This is a genomic window from Gordonia alkanivorans NBRC 16433, assembly GCF_000225505.1.
GTDB lineage: Bacteria > Actinomycetota > Actinomycetes > Mycobacteriales > Mycobacteriaceae > Gordonia > Gordonia alkanivorans.
In genome coordinates, this window is sequence record NZ_BACI01000048.1 from 109,707 (window position 1) to 130,786 (window position 21,080).

A 21,080-nucleotide genomic window follows, 5' to 3' on the forward strand; every position below is an offset into this window, starting at 1 on the left:
CGACGGTTCGGTGCTGTCGTGCGCGCGTTACGCATCGAATGTCCGAACTCTTGAGAAAAGAATCCAGATGAAGAAGCTTGTCTCGTCGCGGGCCACGGTCGCCCGCCGTCTCGTCCTTCCCGCCGCCGCTGCCGCCGTCGTCGGCGTCTCCTCCCTCACCGGCGCGGGCGCGGCATCGGCGCATGTCAGCGCCAACGCCCCGACCGTGACCCAGGGCGGGTACGGCGTGGTCAACCTGGTCGTCCCCAACGAGTCCGAGGTGGCGCCGACGACGTCGATCCGGGTCACCCTCCCCGGTCTGAAGTCGGCCCGCCCGGAGGTGATGGCCGGATGGAAGACCGTCGTCACCAAGAAGGACGACCTGGTCACCGAACTCACCTGGACCGCCGAGCCGGGTTCGCCGGGCATCCCCGTCGGACAGTTCGCGCAGTTCAGCTTCGCCGGCGGTCCCTTCCCCGAGCAGGAGACCGTCGAACTGCCGACGCTGCAGACCTACGCCGACGGTGAGAAGGCCGACTGGAACCAGCCGACCCCGGCCGACGGCACCGAGCCCGAGAAGCCCGCACCGATGATCACCATCCCCGTGGGCGAGGCCGGGCACGGCCAGCACCACGCCGCCCCCGAGACCACGGACGCGGCTGCGTCGCAAACGGCGGAGACCGCCCAGGCCGACTCCGCAGCCCGCTGGCTCGGCGGCATCGGACTGGTCGTCGGCGCGCTGGGCACCGTCTTCGGTGTCGCGGCGCTGATGGTGGTCCGACGCAACGGTCGCGGCAATGCGTAAGCGCGTGATGCCGCTGAGCCGGTCCATCCTGCTGACCTTGGCCGCGCTGGCGTGCCTGGGCCTGGTCGGTACCTGGTCGGCGCCCGCCGCCTCGGCGCATTCGCGGCTCGTCTCCTCCGACCCCGCCGACGGTGCGAGGCTGCCCGCCGGTCCGCAGACCGTCACGCTGACCTTCAACGAGGGCATCCAGTCCGCGTATGCGGTGCTCAACGTCGTCGGACCCGATGAGCACTTCTGGCAGTCCGGCGACCCGAAGGTCGACGGCAGCAAGGTGAGCGTCGGCATGGGTGAACTCGGGCCGACCGGCAAGTACACGATCAACTACCGGGTGACCTCCGCCGACGGACACGTCATCAGCGGGCAGCGCAGCTTCGAGCTGACGGTCGCCGGCAACGGCGAACCGGGCCCGCTCGCCGACGCCTCCGCCGATCAGTCCGACGACGGAATCCCGGTGTGGTACTTCATCGTCGGCGCCGTCGTGGTCCTGGTGCTAGGTCTTGGAATCGTGTTCTGGCTGACCCGTCCCAAGACTCGGAGCTGACGCGTGAGGGTCGTGGCCGGTGTGCCGGTCCTGTTCGCCGGACTGCTGGTGAGCTGGTTGCTCGCCCGCCCCGACGGACCCGACACGGTCGCACTGCCCGCGACCCTCGCGCTCGGCGTCTCGGTCGTGGTACTCGGCCTCGGGCTGCTGCCGACGGTCGACGCCGAACCGGCGTCGACCTGGATCGGTGCGCTCGCCGGTGTCTGGGTGGTGGCGACGCTGATCAGCGCCTGGGTGCGTACCGCTGACAGGTCCGGCAAGGACGTGTTCGACGTGAGTGCCGCCGACTTCGGTGACGTCCTGACCTCCGGTGCCTCTGAGATGGTCGCGCTGGTCACGGGCTTGCTCATCGTCATGTGGGCGGTACTCGACCTGTTGACCGCCGTCGAGGTCCCGGTTCTGGTGGTCGGAGCGCTCGCAGCGATCGGTGTGCTGGCCACCGCGATCGCCGGTCACGCCGGCAACAACGCCATCGGCCCGTTCCTCGTCGGCGCGCATGCGCTGGCCGCCGCCTGGTGGTGCGGACTGCTCGCCGCGATGGTCCTCTCCGTGCGCGGCCGGTCCGGGTGGGCGCGCAGTCTGCCGGTGTTCTCGCAGCGGGCGCCGTGGGCGGTCGGGGTGATCGCGGTGACCGGCGTGGTCGCCGCTCTAACCGAGATCGACGGACTGTCGGCACTGGGCACCACCGGTTACGGGCGGATTCTGGTGGCGAAGGGCGTGATGCTGGCGGCGTTGGTGGGAGTCGCCGCCTGGCATCGACGACGCTGGGTGCCTGCCGTCGAGCGCCATCGCCAGACCGAGACCGCGTCCATCCGGAACGCCGTCGTCGAACTGATGCTGATGGCCGCCGTGCTGGGTCTGGCCGCCGGATTGTCGGCGACCGCACCCTGACCTCTTGATGCCTGAGGTGCGAGGAGCGCAAGCGACGAGCCGCGAAGGCCAGGTGAGGTCGACCGCCTACTTCAACGCCCGCGACTGATCCCAGATAGCGAGCAGCTCGTCGATGATGTCGGTGGCCATGTGCAGCGTGCTGAGGTGGCTCTCGCCGGCCAGCTCGAACAGCTTGGCGTCGGGGAGCAACGACACCACGTGCTGGCCGTGTGCGTACGGGATGATGTGATCGTGGTCGCCATGCCACCAGCGCACGGGCACTCCGACGTCGGAGACGCGGAATCCCCAGTCCTTGGCGAAGACGACGACATCGGCGAACGGTGCCTCCATCGCGCGGCGCCCGCCGTGGAGCAGGTCGTTGAGGAACATGGCCCGGAACTCGGGGCGCGCCAGTAGTTCTCGGTCGGCTTCGGGGGAGAAGCGGCCGTAGACGGTGATGGCCGGTTCGGCGATCGGCCGCGCGAAGCGCAGTGCGATGCTGAGGACCTGTCCGATCTGCGCCCCCGCGACGTCGACCGCCGGCGCCAGGAACGAGCCGAGCTTCATCGCCCCGCCGGGGATGCGGTCGGGTCCGACGGTCGGGGCGACGCCGCCGAGGATGCCCGCGGCGACCACCCGGTCGGGCATCGCGTGCGCCACTCCGAGTGTGTACGGTCCGCCGCCGGAGAGGCCGATGATGGCGAACTCGTCGATGCCGAGTGCTTCGAGTACGGTCTCGAGGTCGGGGGCGAAGGCGGCGATGTTCTCGTACCGGTGCGGCGTCGACGACCCGACGCCCGGCCGGTCCAGCCCGATCAGGCGAACCCCCCGCTCAGCGGCATATCCACGAGCTTCGACGGGGATCTGGCGGCGAGCGCCGGGCGTCCCGTGGAGCCAGATGATGGCCCGTCCGGTAGCTGATCCGTATTCGGCGAACCCGATGCGACGATCACCGTCGGCCACGGCGATCGACCCCTCGATTTTCGGACGGGCGATGTCGATCATGTGACCAGCATCTCACGTAGCGTTATATGCGTGATCCCCGAGTTTCTCAACGGCACCGCCAGAGCAGTCCGCCATGTCTTCTCGCCCCACCCGGCCACGGACATACCCAAAGGTCAGATGCTCGACCTGCCCGGCCGGGGACGCGCCTTCGTCACCGATTCGGGACCCCGCGACGCCCCGGCGGTGTTCCTGCTCCACTCGGTGCTGACCACCGGCCTGCTGTGCTGGTACCCGACGATCCCGGTGATCAACGACCGCTACCGAGTGATCACCCTCGACGCCCGCTGGCACGGCCGCGGCATCGAGTCCGAGACCTTCGACCTCCGTGACTGCGCCGACGACGTGGTGGCCGTCGCCGACGTCCTCGGCATCGACCGCTTCGTCGCCGCCGGATTCTCGATGGGCGGCGGCATCGCCCAGCTGGTGTGGCGTCGTCATCCCGAACGGGTGTCGGGTCTCGTGCTGTGCTCGACGGGCCCGTTCTTCAGCACCCACGACCCCAAGCACCGCCAGTCGTCGGAACGGACCGGCCGCATCCTGACGCCGCTCTACCGACTGCTCCCACGGATTTCCGAGGAGAGCCTCGACAAGACGACGTCGCACACCTCCATCTGGGCTCTGCGGCAGTTCTTCTCGACGCCGCTGTCGCACCTGGGTGAATTCGGCAACGGGCTCGGGCAATTCGACTCCCGCAGCTGGTTGCACGAGATCGACGTGCCGACCGCCGTCGTGGTCTCCATCCGCGACCGCGTCGTCGAACCGGAACGGCAACAACTGCTGCTCGACGGCATCCCCGGGTCGCAGCGCTTCGAGGTCGACGGCGGTCACGCATGCTGCGTCCTCGGCGCACGGTACTTCATCCCGCCGTTCACCGAAGCGCTCGATGCGGTGAGTTCGCATGCAGCGGTAGAGGGTTCGTCCGCGGGGTGACCTCGATACGGCCCTCGGCCGGCGCTCGGGCCTACTCGGCCAGCGGTGGAACACTCCTCGGCTGGCACCTCGGGCCTACTCGGGCAGCAGGGATGCTGGTCGAGTAGGCGAGGAGTGCAGCGACGAGCCGTATCGACGCCGGCGGCGCTTCACACTGTGGAGTTGTCAAGGAACGGATGCGGTCCCGGCTGGTCGTCGGGTGCGGAAGGTGCTGCGCGTGAGTTCTGTGTGTCAGGCGGCGTCGTCGAGTCGCATGGTGCGGCGGTTGTGGGCGGGCAGCGGGCGGCGTTGGGGGTCGATGTCGGCCGGCGGGATGAGCCAGGGGTGGCGGTCGAAGCCGATCATGATGTCCCAGCCGTTGTGGTGGACCTGGGTGTGGCAGCGTTGGCAGAGCAGGCAACCGTTGTCGAGTTCAGTCTCACCGTCGTCGGACCAGTGTTGGATGTGGTGCACCTGTGTATGCGATGGTGGGGCACCGCATTTGATGCAGTTCTCGTCGCGGATGATGATCGCCTTGCGCAGGTGGGGTGGGAACAGTCGTCGTTCGCGACCCATCTGTAGGGGCACGGTCTCGCCGTCGATGATGATCTCGGTCAGGGTTCCGTCGCAGGACAGTTGCCGGGCGATGGCGTGGGTGGTCGGGCCGGTCCAGGGCAGGAATGCGGGGCTACCACCGTCGGCGGGGATGGTCAGGATCGTCTGGGCGCGCGGTGTGCCGATGGTGTCCATCGCCGCGCCTACTGCGGCTTGATCGAGCAATACTTCGAGTGCGTCGGCGCGGATCTGGGTTGCTGAGCGTCGATCGGGGGAGCCGTCGGGTTCGGGTCGTGGCAGGGAGCGTTCGTCGATCATCGAGATGAACTTCTCACCGACAGCCTGGGTGACGTTGGCGTGGATGTCGACGCGGCTGTCGTCGGTTGTGTGGTGCGACAGCGTGTCCAGTGTTCGGTCGTCACTCGCGGGGATGCCGCCCTGGTCGTCGGCGATGGTGTTGCCGATCGTCTGGGCGTGCTTGTGTATCTCGGCCGGGGTGGCACCAGACAGGGCTTGGGCGAGGAGTCCGCTTTCATAGGTGCCGCGGTCGTCGTCGGAAAGCGCTGTGGGTGAACGTTTCTCGATGATTGTCAGGCCACGGACGATGGCGTCGGCGACTTCTCCCGAGAGGGTTCCGTCGGCCGCGCAACTCTCGAGCTTGCTCAAGGTGCCGATGTTGTCGGCGATACGAATCGCACGAGTGGCGACCACTGGCGGGAATCCCATCTCGATCAGCAGCTTCTTGGTGGTCGAACCGGCCTTCTGCGCGACACGCAGATCATCGAGATCGCCTGCATGAGTGGAGATTCGGTGATCAGCCAGGTTGCGGACCTTTCTCCAGAGGTCCAGATGGGAAATTGTCTTGCGACCAGTGGGATCGTCGGTGGGTGGAGCGATTGCCGCGAGCTGGTCGAGAAGGGATTCGAGCGGTGCCATGACTCCAATGTACGCGAACATATGTTCGACTGCACGGAAACTCCACAGCATTTGTTTCGCGAGTTCCTGCTGCTCACAATGTATTTCACGAGCGTGAAAGAAACTCGCAACACCAGTGAACAGTAATCGCAGAAGTAACAAGAATCGGTGTAAAAGTGGTGATTCTGTGCGAAGTGGCGATTTTCTTGGAACGGAACAATCCGGGGCAGGAACCGCACTCACCGATCCCGGTAGTACGCACGGAGGGCTCGGCTGACGGCCTTGACCTCCAGCGCCTTCTCCCGCCGCAACCGTGCGTCGGCGCGGGCGGCCACCCACTCGTTCTCGCGCTGCAGCTTTCGGTAGCTCTCCACGCGACGTGCGTCGAGCTCTTCGCTGTCGACGGCGGCCCGGACCGCGCATCCCGGCTCGGTCTCGTGCGCGCAGTCCGTGAACCGGCAGTGCTGCGCGAGGTCGTCGACCTCGGAGAACGCGGCAGCGATGCCCGCATCGGCATCCCACATGCCGACTCCGCGTAGTCCTGGTGTGTCGATGAGGGTGGCGCCACCGCCGAGCGGGAACATCTCCCGGTCAGTGGTGGTGTGCCTGCCTTTGCCGTCGCTCATACGGACCGGTGCAGTCGCCTGGATGTTTCAGCCGCACAACGCATTCACCAGCGTCGACTTGCCGGTGCCCGACGCCCCGATGAGCGCGGCAGTGCCAGAGATGTGGTCGCGCAACTCGCTCAACCCGCGGTTCCGTCGGGAGCGCACACCTCGACGACGCTCGCGCCGATCGCGACACCTGTGACCTGGTCGAGTACTGGTTCTGTCGCGACGTCGACCTTCGTGAGCGCGACACTTGTCTGCGCTCTGCAGTCGCAGGTGAGGGTAGGAAGACCTCAACGGTGACGAAACGATCGTTGTCGTCTGATCGATTGAAGATGTTCCGTCCCAGTCGCGCACGTAGGCAATGCTGGTTCTACTAGTCGAGTCAGACTGGCGCACAATAATTTTGATCTATTGGGCGGAGCCGCATTATCGCAAACTACCAGTATGGGATACCACATGTCGTCAGTGTTACTGCAGCCACCCCAAAGGCCCTTAGTCTGCGGGATCCCCGGTTTCCGGGGAGGGTTCATGGCTGCTATTCGGTATCGAAAGTGTCATGAATCGCTGACCGCAGCAGCTGCGGGAGGTGGGTATGCCGGGTTCTGACAGGACTCACAACGACCCAAGGTCGATTGGCCGTGTGGTGCGCGATCCGATTCACAAGTATGTCTACCTGCCCACAGAGATCAGTGCGTTGGTTGAGGACGTTTACATCCAGCGTCTCCGTCGTATCAGCCAAACCTCGATGAGTTCGACTGCATATCCTTCGATGACCGGCACGCGGTTCGAGCACACCATGGGCACCATGCACCTCGCGCAACGTGCGTGGGGTTACTGCTGGAAGAACTGTGACGCCGATACCCGGCGAAGTTTTCAATCGAGAGTTCGCGACTTCCTGTCGGATGTTTCAACCGGGTCAATTGATGCTCGAACGCGAGAGTGGCTTCGTTCGGAGAGTAGTTTCGCGGAGAACTTCGAAGGCGAAGTATCGAATGCTGTAGCAGCGGCTGCCCTGCTGCATGACGTGGGTCACCCACCCTTTTCGCATGCACTCGAGCCCTACTACGAGGAGTTGCGCACACCTCTATTCAATGCCGCGTCGGAATTCTCGTCTTTTATGACCAGAACTGCATTGTCGACGCCCAGGCTGCAGTTCCATGAAATTGTAGGAATGTATATTACGAGCAAACTGCCACGTAGATGCGTCCAAGATATACCATGGAAGCTTACACTGGGTATTATAATGCCCTCCAGGGACCCTAATAGTGCTGTCAGTGCGCTAAAGAAAATCTTCAGCGGAGATGTTGATATTGATCGACTGGACTATCTCCAGCGCGACAATCATAATGCTGGTACTACTTACGGATCACTCGACGCGGAGCGATTGCTGTACTCCATTGAGCTCCATGTCGAAGAAGGTGAGTGGACGGTTGGTTATGGCTTGCGTGCGCGATCCGCTGTCGAGGATCTACTATTTCAGCGCAACCAATATTATCGGTGGGTTGCGTTTCATCCGCACGCGGTCGCTCTGAATACTATTCTAAGATTAGCTCTCGAGACGCACGATACAATTGTTCGGGCACCCCGCACGGCCTTAACTGAGATAAAGGAAAGCTCACAAACTCAAGGGGTCGCGGATCGAGACGCGGGGCCCTCTAGGTTTTCTAATCTCGACTATTTCTCGGGCAGTTATGGTGGCCGATCGGACCGGTCCCATCTAGCTCACGTGGATGACTCGTCGGTGTACGAGCAGTTGCGACGCGGGCTCAGCGATATATCTGACTGGGACCGGGCTGGAGGGCCGCCGATCTATGAGCAGCGGAGGTTTGCAGCGCTTGCGACTGCGGCTTTAGATCGAGTAAACAATTGGCTTCCAATTTGGAAAGATGAGATGGCGTATGAGGATGCGTGGAAGTCGATTAGCGCCGGACTAGCTACCGGGCTGATGGAGTTGCAGGAGAGGGCCGAAGAGCTTAGGTCCAGTGCCGGACTCAGTGATACGGCGCGTCGCCGTCTCGAATATGAGATCGAGGCGATCACGGTCATCCGAGGAGATTTTATCCCAGCGGTCCAGGCGATGAACAAGATTGCTAAGCACCTAATGTACGAGCCGCGCCGGCAGGCTGTTTGTGCGAAGGAACGGCATCTCGCGAAAGTTATGGATGGCTACACGACTTTCGAAGGAGATCTCGCTGGGTGTTTCTGGGTTATCGCATATAACCCGGCACGAGTGTCGACTGCCGGTGAGGGGGTGAAGATCTTCCGTGGAGAAGATTCGGTCCCTCTGGAAACGATTAGTCCAATGGTTCGGAGCTTGGTGGAGATTGAGGATAGTCGTCCTCATTTTCATGCATTCGTGATGTCTACGAGCGTCACTTCGCTGCCGAACTATGGCACGAAATTGCTGAAGGAAACCGCGGCTAAGCTGTTTGAAGGCGCTTATGCGATTAGTGTGGTCGAACTCTGGTCGTCAAAAATCGAGAAGATTGCGCGCGGAGCGTGACGTTTTCTTCGTACTGTTAAACTAAACGAAGGCTACCTGATGAGCGATAGTTCACCCACCGGTAATTCTGTGGTGTCTGGCGGTGTTGAAGCATCGTCCTGGTACTTAGGTGTGGACCGATTAGTCGAAATTTATGACACAGCCAAAACGGATGTCTTGCACACCTTGGAATCTACTGGCGGGCGCGGTTGTCGGATTGAAGAGCTAGTACTCAAGATCGACTGTGACGAGGAGCTTGCGGATCGCACCTTTGTTACTCTGAATGCTGTCGAGAGTCTTGAGGAAATGGGTCTCGTAGAAGTTGTCCTGGAAGAGGCCACTTTCCGTGTGATTGCAAGTGTTGCAAAGTGAACGGTTCAGAATGGGTCGGCTTAATACACGAAATTGCCTGGCCGGTGACAGTGATTTCACTAGCCGTCATATTTAGGCTCCAGTTGGCTGGGTTCCTGCGCCGAGTGTCGAAGCTCGATTTCAAAGGTTTCGGATTCGAGTTCGCTGCGGCGCTCGACAACGCGAAGCGGGCGCAAGCCATGATCGCGGCAAGTGCTGATGCAACCCAGCTGAAGACGGCGGAGGATGCGGTGCAGCAGCTTGAGCGACGTGCGCAGAGTCGTACTGAGGCGGCGCTTTTGCTCTATCAGCAGGTTGATGCACTAATGAGTGATCTAGCGCGGGCCCATAATGTGCGAGATAGCTCGCGAGTTCGCAGCCTTCGCGAACTGACTGCACACTTGAGTTACCAGGAAGTCCTGACCCCCGAGGTCGAGCGGGCGGTCGATTCCTTCATCGCTCTGTGGGAACGTGGCTCTGCGGATCCGAAGATTTGGGCCGATGACGACATCTTCGGTACTTTCTCCCAACTGGCGTCCTCGTTGGTGGCCAAGCTGCCAACACTTTGATATGCACGCTCTTCGCATCGGCCGTTTGGGTTGCTACAAATCGTTTCGGGATGCGTCAGAGCGTAGTGACTCGCCCAATCAGACAAGATATTTAGATTTATGCACTGCAACGCGAATATAGTTCCGGGTGACGAATAATTACCAGGTGCGTTGTAGTACCTGTGCTCCGTCGCGGCACCTCGAGCCAAATGGATGTCGATGGCCATGAGAAAGTCCCCACTGGTGGCCAGGTCGAGGTCCCCGCTGGTGGCCAGATAAAAGTCCCCACCCTGTGTTCGTCGTGTCGACCCGGAACTGAAGGCCCAGGCGATGACGGTGAAGGTGCCAACCGATCACCATCACCGCCTGGGAGTTTCATTGAAGTCTGCGAAGGACCGTATGGACATCATTTCTGCTTACCGAGAACTCGGAAGCTATCGCGCCGCCGCCGAGGTGTGCGGCACCACCCACAAGACCGTCAAGCGTGTGGTCGACCGGTTCGAGGCCGACGATCAACCACCCGATCGCAAGGAACGGGCCCGCAACTACGATGCGGTCGCCGAGTTGGTCGCTGAGCGAGTCGAGCGGTCACACGGCCGGATCACCGCCAAGCGCCTGCTGCCGGTGGCACGTGCAGCGGGCTATGAGGGCTCGGCCCGTAACTTCCGTCGTCTCGTCGCCCAGGAGAAGACACAGTGGCGCCGTGATCATCATCGTGGGCGTCGTCCGGCAGTGTGGGCTCCCGGTGACTATCTGGTCATCGATTGGGCTGTGATCGGCGGGCTACACATGTTCTGCGCGGTGCTGGCGTTCTCGCGGTGGCGTTTCGTTCGGTTCGCCACCAACGAAACAGCGACCACCACACTCGGATTCATCGCCGAAGCGTTGGAGGAGATCGGTGGAGTACCCAGCAAGGTACTCGCTGACCGGATGGGCTGCCTCAAAGGTGGAGTCGTCGCCAACGTCGTCGTACCCACCCCGACCTATGTGCGATTTGCCACCCACTACGGGTTCGCCCCGGACTTCTGCCACGGCGCCGATCCGGAGTCGAAAGGGATCGTGGAAAACCTCTGCGGGTACGCGCAGTCGGATCTGGCGCAACCGTTGTGGACCGAAGCCAAGATCGCCGCTGGTCGTGACGACGTGCCGCTGGATGTGCACGCAGCGAACCGGGCCGCGCGGGACTGGTGTGTCGAGGTCAACACCCGCCGCCACAGCGACACGCTGTGCGTGCCTGCTGAGAAACTCGATGTGGAACGAGAAGTGTTGTCGGCGTTGCCGTCTCTGCGTGCTCAGGTCGGTCCACCGCCGATCGCACGTAAGGTCGACCGCCTCTCGTGTATTCGGTATGCCTCGGCCCGCTACTCAGTGCCCAACCGGCTCATCGGCACCACCGTGACCCTCATCCAGGACGGTGAGCGGCTTCTGATCGCCGAACCCGCCTCCGGTGAGGTGGTCGCCGAACATCTGTTGGCCGCACCTGGTGAGGTCGTCCTCAACGACGACCACTACAGGGGGCCACGCACACCGCCCAGTCGTGCACCACGACCCAAAACCGCGGTAGAGAAGCAGTTTTGCGATCTCGGTGAGGTTGCTGAGCAGTTCCTGGTCGGTGCCGCAGCCATCGGCAACACCCGCCTGGGCGGTAAACTCGATGACATCCTCGGGCTCGTCACCTCCCACGGCCGCGAACAGGTGCTCACCGCCCTGACCCGGGCGGTGGCGTTCCGGCGGTTCAAGGCCGCCGATGTGCGCTCGATCCTCGATGCCGGAGCCGGCACCCCCAACCCGCGACCGGCCGGCACAGCACTGTTGGGCCACCTGCCAACCGCGCCCACCCGCTCGCTGGATGCCTACAAGCTCGGCGCCGGCGACAAAGAGGTTTCATGACCAACACAACATCGAAACCAGTTACATCCCAAACAGTGCCGCCACTACCGACCGACCTCGAACACGCGCTACGCCGATTGAAACTGGCCTCGATCCGCCGCAGCGCCCCCGAGGTCCTGCTCACCGCGAAAACCCAGCGGTGGACACCCGAAGAAGTGCTGCGAACCCTGGTCGAAGCCGAGATCGCCGCCCGTGATGCCTCCAACATCCGCAACCGACTCAAAGCTGCCGGGTTCCCGGTCACCAAAACCCTGGAATCGTTCGACGTGGCCGCATCTTCCATCCCGGCCAACACCTTCGAATACCTGTCCTCACTGGAATGGGTACGAGCACAACACAACCTAGCCCTGATCGGCCCGGCCGGAACGGGTAAGAGTCACACCCTGATCGGGCTGGGGATCGCCGCAGTGCACGCCGGGCACAAAGTGCGGTACTTCACCGCCGCTGACCTCGTGGAGACCCTGTATCGCGGGCTGGCCGACAACACCGTCGGCAAAACCATCGACACCCTGCTGCGCCAAGATCTGCTCATCCTCGACGAGATCGGATTCGCCCCGCTCGACGACACCGGCACCCAACTGCTCTTTCGGCTCGTCGCCGGCGCCTACGAACGCCGCTCACTGGCGATAGCCAGTCACTGGCCCTTCGAGCAATGGGGACGATTCCTGCCCGAACACACCACCGCCGCCAGCATCCTCGACCGGCTACTGCACCACGCCACCATCGTCATCACTGACGGCGACTCCTACCGCATGACACACCGAACGGAGGTACCACCCACCTAGAACATCCCGCACAGGGTGGGGACTTTTACCTGGCCACCAGCGGGGACATCAAACTGGCCGTTGACAATGGATTGACGCGAGTCGGTCCGGTGGGGCCGAGTTTGCGCCACCCACCGCCAGCGGGAATCTTGCCGAGCTTCCTGACGTCGACATGCACCATCTTGCCTGGACGATCGGTTGAGCGGTGCTTCCCTAGACAGTTCGCACTTCATGCGGAGGTCTTCATGTCACCCCGCCACGCAGTACCTGGCGTCCGTGGTCAGTACAGCTAGTTCTCGACGCGGTACAAGGCAGTTCTTGCGGGTTAACGGACTAAATTTTCTAACGATCGTGATAGCTCGTTTTCTCGACTGGAGTCTCGATCAGCACGCTGCGCTGCCGCTCCGATCGAATCAGATTCGTCGTCTGAGGCGGCGATACCCCTACGCCTGCACCTCGAAAGCCTTGAGGACCGTGGTCGCCCAGATCTGCTGCCCGGCAGCGCTCGGGTTGACGGTGTCCTTCAGCAGCGGTGCCAGCGAGGCGGCGTCGGTGGGGAAGGCGGAGTAGACGTCGATGACCTGGATGCCCTCGGCGTCCATGGCCGACGCGAAGCCGGCGGTCACCTCGCCGGTGTTCTTGCCCTGGGCCGGGCTCTGCTTGATCGCGACGAGGTCGGCGTTGGGGTATTCCTTGCGGAGCTGTGCGATGAGCGGCTGCAGCTGTTCGGCGAGCGGCGTCTTCGCATCCTGGGTATGTCCGAAATTAAGCATGATTAAATCGGGTGTGACATCCGCAGGAATCATCTTGTCGAGATTCTCGAGCGCGTAATTCGCGTCTTTTCCGGAAGCGCTGGCATTCCAGAATCCGATCGGTCCGTTCGGGCCGTCGCCGAGTCCGACCATTGCGCCGTAATCATTGGTCGTGGTGTTCCAGAATTTGGTGGCCATCGGCCGCTGAAGGTTCTGGCTGATCGCACTGCCGACCTTCGGGGCCCAGCCGTCGCGGGCGGCACCGGTCGAATCACCGAGCAACACAATTGTTCTGGGCTCAGCCGCGTGCGCTTTGGCATCCTCGATGAACGCGAGGGTGGCGGGCTGCTCGAGCGGGGTCGAACTGGTGGGGGTCAGCTGCGCCGTCGTGTCCGACGTCGGAGCGGTCCGGTTGCTCGACACGATGAGACCGACAACGAGGACCACTGCACACACGACCATGACGATCCATGCCCAGATCGGTGCAGAACCTGCAATGCGCTTCACGGCCTTTAACATTTAACCAGTCTCCCAACCCGCGTTTCTCGTCCAGCGACTTTGTCACCATAGCGGCCAATTACCGACCACGCGCGAGGCGTCAGGTTCGATTGTTTCAACAATTACTTGGTGCGGGCAATCCGGCAACTCGGTCGCGGACCCAGGCCGCCATAGCAGGGCCAGGGTTGACGATATGCCCTTGCTGTTCATGCCTGCGACTCAGTACCCGATCCCCGGAATCACAAGCACGCCGTAATGTGTCTTCCATCACATCGAGGGGGATGACGTCGTCGGCAGCCCCGTAGACCGCCAGGATCGGCACCTTCGTCGCGGTCCGGGGGAGGGTGTAGGCCTCGAGTCGTCCATGCAGTGTCTGGGCGGCTTCCGGTGTCACGGCACCCAGCGAGGTGTGCGCCGGGACCGACAGCAACGACACCGCGGTGCGGTCATCCCCGCACACCGGCACCGCCGAGCTGGACAGGCTGGAGAGGTGGTCGCCGGGCTTCACCGCCGGGTCGGCCTGCGAAACTCCGTGCACCACCAGCGGATACAGATGCTGCTGGGCGCGGGTGAGCGTGTTCTCCTGCGCGCGCGTGGCGAAGTACTGGGGATCGAGCAGCGGCGCGACGGCCACGACGCCCAGCAATTCACCGCTGCCGCCGCCGTAGCCGGCGAACTCCTCGGCGGTCGACCAGACCGCCGCGCCACCCTGCGACCGTCCCGCAGCCAGCCAGCGCGGGCCGACGCCGAGACCTGCGGATTGCGCCGCACGAGCGGCGTCGATGACGTTGTACGCGGCGGTGAGCGGTTCGAGATACGGATGCGGCGCCTGACGCCCGGTCCGCATGCCGAGGCCCTGGTAATCGGTGGTGACCACGGCGTATCCCGCGTCGAGGAAGTCCCGGACCGCGGTCAGGTCGCCGAACATGTCTGCTTGATCCGACGGCGCGCAGTCGGGAGTGATGCCGGTGGTTCCGTGCGCGTAGGCGATCAGCGGCCAGCCGCCGGCCGGGGGAGTGGACCCGGGAACGAAAACGGCGCCACTCACATTCGTCGCCGACCCGTCGACCCCGGAGGTGGACCGGTAGACCAATCGCTTGGCGACGGTGCCGTCGGGCAGCGACCACGAATCGGGAACGTCGTCCGTCCGGACGATCCCGCCGCGCTGCTCGACGGCCTCCGAGCTCAGCACGACGGGCGTCGACGACGCCGCCGAGCTCGACGCACCAGCTGTCGAATCGGTCTCCGATGCCGACGTACATCCGGAGATCCCCACACCGAAGACGGACACGACGGCCACACACACGCCGACGGACCGCGCTCGGCCCCACCTGGATTTCACCCGGAAACGGTAACCCGTCGATTCCCGCGGTTTGCGTCGACGTATTGGTTGAATGATTCTGGGTGGGTGGAGCTGACCGTCGGGACCCGTACAACAGGTGCGTCGTCCGCTGAGTGCTCCCTGCCCGCCGACGACGAACCGGCCCCGGCGCCGAGTGGTCGACGCCACGCCGAACCTCCAGCACCGCAGCACAATCCGCTGTCGGTCACCGCGCCCGACGACGATGAGGTCTACGAATACCTCGGCCCGCAGATGCGCTGGATTCAGCTGGTCCTGCTCGCGGCGTTCGTTCTGGTCTCTGTCTCACTTGTCGCATTCGCGACCACCCACGTCTGGCTCACGCCGGTGCTTTTCATCCTCGTTCTGAATGTGATCGGTAACACATTTTCTTTGTTAACCGGCATGAACAAACGACGGGTGACGTGGGCGTCGCACCAGGAACGCGTCACTTCCTGGAATCCGCACGACGGCCGATACCCGAGCGTCGACGTCTTTCTCCCGACCTGTGGCGAAAGCCTGGAGATCCTGCGGAACACCTACCAGCACGTCGTCGAGCTGAACTGGCCCGGACGGGTATCGGTCTACGTGCTCGACGACGCGGCGCGCGAGGAAGTGCACGATCTGGCAGCGTCTTTCGGGTTCGACTACGTGGTTCGTCCGGACCGGGGGCACCTCAGAAAAGCGGGCAACCTCCGCAATGCGTGCCGCATCAGTAGCGGGGAATTGATCGTCATATTCGACGCCGATTTCTGCCCGCGCGCCGATTTCCTCGGACATTTGGTCCCCTATTTGGACGACCCGCAGGTCGCCATTGTGCAAAGTCCGCAATGTTTCGCGACCACCGAGTCGATGAACTGGATTCAGCGGACCGCCGGCGCGACGCAGGAATTCTTCTACCGCTGGGTGCTGCCCTCGCGGGATCGGATCGGTGCGGCCAACTGTGTCGGCACGTCGGCGATCTACCGGCGCAGCGCGCTCGACCGGGTGGGCGGCTTCGCCGAGATCGAGCACAGCGAGGACCTCCACACCGGCCGCCACGTCCAGCAGGCCGGGTACACGATCCGCTACGTGCCGGTGGTGCTGTCGCGCGGGCTGTGCCCGTCGGACCTCGCCGGCTTCCTCAATCAGCAGTACCGCTGGTGCCAGGGGACGCTGACGCCTGTAACGAACAATCGGCTCGTGGACCACCCACAGCCTCAGAGCATCCGCCAGCGCATCGCCCGCTGGGCCGGCGTCTTGTACTACATCACCACCGCGCTGAACGTCTTCCTGCTCTTCCTGCCGGGCGTCATCATGGCCGCCTTCTATCCCGAGGACGTCCGGCCCGTGCAGCTGGTCCCGTTCCTGTTGGGCCTGTGGGTGTACGTGGTGCTGTTCCCGCTGGTGTCGCGCACGCGCTGGCGTTTCGAGGTGCTGCGCATCCAGATGGCCTACAGCTACGCGCATGCGGTGGCGATCTGGCACAAGATCATCGGCCGGGAGATCGGCTGGGTGCCCACCGGGGTGATCGGCAAGTCGAATTCGTTGGCCCGCTCCATCGCCTGGCTCGGCGCGACGGTGCTCGGGGCGTCGTTGCTGGCGTTCTGGGTGTTCATCGTGCGGGACGTGATGGTGTACGGGCTCGCCCAGTTCTGGATGATGGTCGGGTTGATGCTGGCCTACACGTATCTGGCGTTGCCGCTGTTCGTCGAGTTCGTGAAGATCCTCGCCCCGCGGCGTCGTCGAAACACCGCGGTCGACGACCCGACGGACCCCGGTGCGAACGACGTCGAAGAGCACGACAACTCCGACGCCGAGACGGTGCAGTTGAGGAAGATCGACCCGAAGGAGATCGCCTCATGACGCCGTTCGGTCCCGCATCCGACGACGCCCGCCCCGCAGCCACTCCCAAACGCCCGACCCCGACCAACTGGAACCGCATCTCGGTGTGGGAGGTCATCGGGTACACGTGCGTGATCCTGTTCATCGCGGCGATGGCGCTCGGTTGGTTCGACCTCATGCTCCCGTGGGACACCGAGTGATCGGCCGGGCGAGGCCATGACCTACGACGCTCCGACGAAACCGATGGCCGCGCTCGCCGTTTCGTCGACGCAGGAACCTGCCGAGACGCGCGTGAAGCCGCGGACCTTCTTCGACGACATCGCCGGCCTGCGCGGTATCGCGGTGCTGCTCGTGGTCCTGTTCCACTCGCACGTCCCGTACCTGACCGGCGGTTTCGTCGGTGTCGACGTCTTCTTCGTGATCTCCGGATTCCTGATCACCGGGCTGCTGGTCCGCGAGTACGAGCGCCACGAGCGGATCTCGTTGCGCGGCTTCTTCGCCCGACGCGCCCGCCGCATCATCCCGCCGGCCGCCCTGGTGATCGTGGTGTCGATCATCGGCGCCGCGATCTTCATGCCGCTGCTCAAGGTGTTCAAGCAGGCGCTCGATCTTCTGGCCGCGGCAGCGCAATTGGCGAACTGGCATTTCATCGAGCAGAACGCCGACTATCTGGCCGGCGCGATCGACGGCAGCCTGGCGACGCACTTCTGGTCGCTCGCCATCGAGGCCCAGCTGTACGTCATCTGGCCCTTCCTGGTGATCGGCGCCGGTGCGCTCGCCACCCGGACACGGCTGCGCGAACACCTGTCGGTCCGCTGGTCGGTCGGCATCGCGGTGCTGCTGGTCAGTGTGGCGTCGCTGGTGTGGGCGATCGTGCTGACGCCCACCGATCCCGCGACCGCCTACATGGCCACCTACACCCGCGCCTGGCAGTTCGGTGTCGGCGGCCTGGTGGCCGTCGGGATGCCGGCCCTCGCCCGACTGGGCGGACTCCGCGCAGGTAATCCCGTTGTCCTCGTGCTCGGTTGGGCAGGTCTGGCCGGCATCATCGTCGCGGCCTTCATCGTCAACGCCCATACGCCGTATCCCGGTACCGCGGCGCTGCTCCCGACCGCGGGTGCCGCCCTGGTCATCGCCTCCGGTTGTGCCGTCGGGACGGGTTCGGTGTTCGTCGGACGACTGCTGGCGACGCCGCCGCTGAAGTTCCTCGGCCGGGTCTCGTATGCCTGGTACCTGTGGCATTGGCCGGCGATCGTGCTGTACGAAGCGGTCGTCGGGTCGTCGAGCTGGCCGGTGCTGCTGGCCGTGTCGGCGGGGTCGCTGGTGCTCGCGACCATCTCGACGCTGCTGTTCGAGGAACCGCTGCTGCGTAACCGCGAGCTCAAACGCAATGACTCGGCGTCGATCTCGCTGGGCCTGACCGGCGTCGTCGCGGCCCTGGCGGTCACGATGACCGCCGGCGTGATCACCGTGCAGGTGGCCAGCCGCGACACCGTCGCGAACGCGTCGCTCACGTATCAGTCGGTGTTCGGGACCGACAGCGGTGAGCAGTCCGGCCCGGTGACGCCCAACCCGTTCCAGGCGTTCGACGACCGGCCCGAACCGTTCGAGTGCCTGATCCCGGTGGGGGACACCGCGCCCCGCACCGACTGCGTCTTCGGTCCGGCCGACGGCATCCCGGTGGTGCTTTTCGGCGACAGTCACGCCGACCAGTGGGCGCAGGCGATCCGCAACCTCGGCGCCGACCACGGCTGGCGAATCCACCAGTTCACCAAGGCCGCCTGCCCGGCCCAGCACCTGCGGCCGCAGCCCCGCATCCCGGACCCGTACGTGAAGCCGGACTGCCAGGAGTGGCGCGAGGAGACGCTGAAGCGCATCGCCGAGGTGGGCCCGCGGATCATCTTCGTCTCGTCGCTGTCGACGTATGTGCCGGATCGTGTGGTCTCCGAGGCCGCGTGGACGCACACGATGATCCAGCTGCGGAACACCGGCGCCAAGCTCGTCTACATCGCCGACACGCCCTACCCGGGTTTCCAGGTGGCCGACTGCATCTCCGGCTCGATGGACGACTGGACCAGGTGCGAGTTCAACTTCGACGACTACCCGCGTATCGAACCGATCACCGATGTCGTGTCACGTGACGAATACCAGGACGTGACGACGGTCAGCGTCAACGACCTGCTGTGCGAGAGCAACTCGTGCTTTGCCGCGCACAACAAGATCCTTTTCTACCGCGACGACTCGCATCTGACCGCTACCGCCGCGCGGGTCCTCGAGCCGGCGCTGCGGGCGCAGCTGGACAAGCAAAGGTTCGACTACAACGCGCGATGAAGCTGGCTGAGTAGGCGACGAGCGCAGCGAGGAGCCGTATCGAAACCGCGGGCGCCCTGCAGGTTGAGTGGGGGAGCGCACCCATCGCTCGCCGAGGGGCGACGAGTGTTAGCCGGAGCCCCCGTCGCTCCCTGAGGGTGTGACGAGCGCTAGCAGGAGCCCCGTCGCTCCCTGAGGTGTGACAAGCGTAGCGAGGAGCCACGAAGAGCAGGTGACCAAACAACCCAAACCCAGCCCCAACCGCCACCTACTCCTCGTACCGCCGCCGTTCACGGGTGCGCGTGAAAGTGATTGCGGCGATACCCAACCCGAGGATCGAGAGAATGTCCGACTCGGTGAAGCCATGGTCTAAGTTGATTGAAATCAACACTCGTCCCTCGAACGGTCCGTTCCAGATGAACCATGCGAACGAGACAGTTGCCATGACCCCCGCCGCCCGGTAGGTCGGGCGAGCCAGGCACCACGCGCCCGTGACGAACAGAAGGTTCAGCAAGACCAACGCATAGAACACAGAGGGATCGACGGCTCGGACGGGCATCGCACTAGTATCCCTGCCCTTGACCCTCATGCAACCGTGGTGTCCGGGTATAGCCCTAGCCCCTGGTCCGTCAGGCGAACGGACGACTACTTATCCACTGCTCGAGCCCGTTTCGAAAGCTCAGGGTGCTGGCACGCGTCGAATTTAGCCGCCAGTCGCGTTCCTTGTCCATCTGGAACCAGACGAAGCCGAGGACATCTGGAGCGGATTCAATGACGTGGAAGAAGTCTGTAATCCACTCCGCTTTGAGATTCGGGGTATTGCCGTCCGCGCAACCTACCTCAGTAATGAGTGTCGGGCGATTCGGGCTCAACTTGCTCAGTGCTTCGAGACTTTCGGAGAAAAGCTTGTGGGCGGACTGCCATTGGTGGCCCGGTGACTGACCCCAGTTGTAGCCATCCAAACCGAGGTAGTCCACGACATCGTCCCCGGGGTAGCAGTCGGTGAAGTCCCGAGTGCCCTCGGTGATCGCATTCGGTGCCCATACGAAGCGAACTTGCGGTGCCTGCTTGCTGATGATCGAGTGCATTCGCGACCAGGCGGCGCGGTAGTCGTAGGGCGTGTTCTGGCTGGTTCCGATCGACCATGGGTACCAGGTTCCGTTCATCTCTTGCGCAAACCTGAGCAGTATCGGGTATTGCCATGAAGCTAGATCCGCCCCCCAACGAGACAAATCCGAATCATGTTGACCAGCAGCGATGGTCGCGAGTGACCAGACGGACTGGTCACGTCCTTTGTCGGGGTCCCACGGTTCAAGAGTCAGAATCGGGGTCGCTTCACTGCCGCGAATGCGATTGAGGGTTGCGACGGGTAGTGAATCTGGGATTGCTGCGAATAGGTGCACTAAATCCGGCTTGGAGCCGGCGAGAGATTCAAGTCGGGCGATCGAGCTGAACCTTGGCAGCCCTGTACCAGTCACTGACGGTATGAACGCTCCCCAGGACCGCCGGTGATCAAGCGGTTGCTGCTGTGGATGACTGTCTACACTGCACGAAGTAACCCCGGCGATTCCCGTCGCTAGCGTGGCCTTTAAGAACGTGCGACGCGGGAGTCTGGCACCTTGCTCCCTCGGCGTCGTGTTATCGATCACTCAGTCATTCTTGCCGCCGCCGCGTTGGTTGGAGAACCTGGGGCCATCGCAACGCGTAGCCAACGGGCTGTTCACGCTACAGAAACCAATTCTGTCCCGAGTTTCGAGTATTTGAGACAAATGAGACTTGAGCGTGCCGGAATTCGGACATTTGATAGTTTCCGTAACTGTTTAGAGAAACTAAGTCCGTGCGGGCTTGTCCCCCGATCTGGGTGCTCGTCATCGAAGGAAGGTGCATTGCGACAACGTTCGGAATCCGTAGCTGGCGACAAGCTATGAGATCCGTCACTATCCGTGCGATGTGGTTTCGCCTGCTGAAATGCCTGCCGCGCAGCAGATTTCACTAGGGACTTTGGTCCCTAGTGGCTAGGAGACGGGTACGACGTGTGGATCGAGTCACAGTGGATCGGCGCCTAGGGGCCACCCGTCTTTGCTAGCTGGACGTTCCTACAAAATAGTAACCTGAAGTGTCGTCCGGCTGGA

General features: G+C 63.4%; 19 protein-coding genes. 12 read left to right on the forward strand and 7 right to left on the reverse strand.

The features are described 5' to 3' along the window. Positions 1-67 precede the first annotated feature (67 nt). The 3 genes from GOALK_RS07870 to GOALK_RS07880 are packed head-to-tail and all read left to right on the forward strand — an operon-like array spanning position 68 to position 2,216. Positions 68-784: a YcnI family copper-binding membrane protein gene (locus tag GOALK_RS07870; RefSeq protein ID WP_006358273.1), complete on the forward strand. Its 717-nt coding sequence runs from the start codon at positions 68-70 to the stop codon at positions 782-784. Then, positions 777-1,325 carry a copper resistance CopC family protein gene (locus tag GOALK_RS07875; RefSeq protein WP_006358274.1) on the forward strand — a complete coding sequence of 183 codons (549 nt, stop codon included), beginning with the start codon at positions 777-779 and terminating at the stop codon, positions 1,323-1,325. The genes GOALK_RS07870 and GOALK_RS07875 overlap by 8 nt, the downstream gene beginning before the upstream one ends. 3 nt (positions 1,326-1,328) lie before the next feature. Then, the gene (locus GOALK_RS07880) at positions 1,329-2,216 is read left to right on the forward strand and encodes a CopD family protein (protein ID WP_040004058.1); all 888 of its coding nucleotides are present in this window, start codon (positions 1,329-1,331) and stop codon (positions 2,214-2,216) included. A 66-nt stretch (positions 2,217-2,282) separates the two neighbouring features. On the opposite strand, the gene GOALK_RS07885 is transcribed toward GOALK_RS07880, so the two are convergent. Continuing rightward, positions 2,283-3,200 carry an alpha/beta fold hydrolase gene (locus GOALK_RS07885; RefSeq protein ID WP_006358276.1) on the reverse strand — a complete coding sequence of 306 codons (918 nt, stop codon included), beginning with the start codon at positions 3,198-3,200 and terminating at the stop codon, positions 2,283-2,285. 30 nt (positions 3,201-3,230) lie between these two features. Here GOALK_RS07885 and GOALK_RS07890 point away from each other — a divergent pair, with 30 nt between their 5' ends. Beyond that, on the forward strand, positions 3,231-4,130 hold the full coding sequence (locus tag GOALK_RS07890) for an alpha/beta fold hydrolase (protein ID WP_006358277.1): 900 nt from the start codon (positions 3,231-3,233) through the stop codon (positions 4,128-4,130). Positions 4,131-4,361: 231 nt separating this feature from the next. Here GOALK_RS07890 and GOALK_RS07895 read toward each other — a convergent pair whose 3' ends face one another. Beyond that, positions 4,362-5,600, reverse strand: coding sequence for an HNH endonuclease (locus GOALK_RS07895; protein WP_006358278.1), 1,239 nt, complete (start codon positions 5,598-5,600; stop codon positions 4,362-4,364). A 218-nt stretch (positions 5,601-5,818) separates the two neighbouring features. Continuing rightward, positions 5,819-6,229, reverse strand: a complete 411-nt coding sequence (rsgA, locus tag GOALK_RS23055) for a GTPase RsgA (protein WP_269724174.1) — start codon at positions 6,227-6,229, stop codon at positions 5,819-5,821. Between the two features lie 601 nt (positions 6,230-6,830). Between rsgA and GOALK_RS23400 the strand changes: the two genes are divergently transcribed. The 5 genes from GOALK_RS23400 (at position 6,831) to istB (ending at position 12,246) form a co-directional block, all read left to right on the forward strand. After that, complete coding sequence (locus GOALK_RS23400; RefSeq protein ID WP_157139141.1) at positions 6,831-8,693, forward strand: HD domain-containing protein; 1,863 nt, start codon at positions 6,831-6,833, stop codon at positions 8,691-8,693. 39 nt (positions 8,694-8,732) lie between these two features. Next, positions 8,733-9,044, forward strand: a complete 312-nt coding sequence (locus GOALK_RS07915; RefSeq protein ID WP_006358281.1) for a hypothetical protein — start codon at positions 8,733-8,735, stop codon at positions 9,042-9,044. Further along, on the forward strand, positions 9,041-9,592 hold the full coding sequence (locus tag GOALK_RS07920) for a hypothetical protein (protein WP_006358282.1): 552 nt from the start codon (positions 9,041-9,043) through the stop codon (positions 9,590-9,592). Before GOALK_RS07915 ends, GOALK_RS07920 begins: the two co-directional genes overlap by 4 nt. Positions 9,593-9,949: 357 nt before the next feature. After that, on the forward strand, positions 9,950-11,461 hold the full coding sequence (gene istA / locus GOALK_RS07925) for an IS21 family transposase (protein ID WP_157139142.1): 1,512 nt from the start codon (positions 9,950-9,952) through the stop codon (positions 11,459-11,461). After that, positions 11,458-12,246 (forward strand): IS21-like element helper ATPase IstB, encoded by a 789-nt coding sequence (gene istB, locus GOALK_RS07930; protein WP_040004063.1) that lies wholly within the window; start codon positions 11,458-11,460, stop codon positions 12,244-12,246. The genes istA and istB overlap by 4 nt, the downstream gene beginning before the upstream one ends. 422 nt (positions 12,247-12,668) lie before the next feature. Here istB and GOALK_RS07935 read toward each other — a convergent pair whose 3' ends face one another. Together GOALK_RS07935 and GOALK_RS07940 are read right to left on the reverse strand one after the other, a co-directional pair. Further along, positions 12,669-13,496, reverse strand: coding sequence for an SGNH/GDSL hydrolase family protein (locus tag GOALK_RS07935; protein WP_040004064.1), 828 nt, complete (start codon positions 13,494-13,496; stop codon positions 12,669-12,671). 94 nt (positions 13,497-13,590) lie between these two features. Next, positions 13,591-14,817 (reverse strand): alpha/beta hydrolase family protein, encoded by a 1,227-nt coding sequence (locus tag GOALK_RS07940; protein WP_232283150.1) that lies wholly within the window; start codon positions 14,815-14,817, stop codon positions 13,591-13,593. 66 nt (positions 14,818-14,883) lie between these two features. On the opposite strand from GOALK_RS07940, the gene GOALK_RS07945 reads away from it, so the two are divergent. Genes GOALK_RS07945 through GOALK_RS07955 form a run of 3 tightly spaced genes read left to right on the forward strand, consistent with a single transcriptional unit; the run spans position 14,884 to position 18,969 of the window. Next, positions 14,884-16,659 carry a glycosyltransferase family 2 protein gene (locus tag GOALK_RS07945; protein WP_006358287.1) on the forward strand — a complete coding sequence of 592 codons (1,776 nt, stop codon included), beginning with the start codon at positions 14,884-14,886 and terminating at the stop codon, positions 16,657-16,659. Beyond that, positions 16,656-16,838 carry a hypothetical protein gene (locus tag GOALK_RS07950; RefSeq protein WP_006358288.1) on the forward strand — a complete coding sequence of 61 codons (183 nt, stop codon included), beginning with the start codon at positions 16,656-16,658 and terminating at the stop codon, positions 16,836-16,838. Before GOALK_RS07945 ends, GOALK_RS07950 begins: the two co-directional genes overlap by 4 nt. A 16-nt stretch (positions 16,839-16,854) precedes the next feature. After that, positions 16,855-18,969, forward strand: coding sequence for an acyltransferase family protein (locus GOALK_RS07955; RefSeq protein ID WP_006358289.1), 2,115 nt, complete (start codon positions 16,855-16,857; stop codon positions 18,967-18,969). 247 nt (positions 18,970-19,216) lie between these two features. Here the strand turns inward: GOALK_RS07955 and GOALK_RS07960 are convergent, their stop codons facing one another. After that, positions 19,217-19,507 (reverse strand): hypothetical protein, encoded by a 291-nt coding sequence (locus tag GOALK_RS07960; RefSeq protein ID WP_040004069.1) that lies wholly within the window; start codon positions 19,505-19,507, stop codon positions 19,217-19,219. A 70-nt stretch (positions 19,508-19,577) separates the two neighbouring features. Continuing rightward, the gene (locus GOALK_RS07965) at positions 19,578-20,597 is read right to left on the reverse strand and encodes a glycoside hydrolase family 26 protein (RefSeq protein ID WP_040004065.1); all 1,020 of its coding nucleotides are present in this window, start codon (positions 20,595-20,597) and stop codon (positions 19,578-19,580) included. Positions 20,598-21,080: the final 483 nt, after the last annotated feature.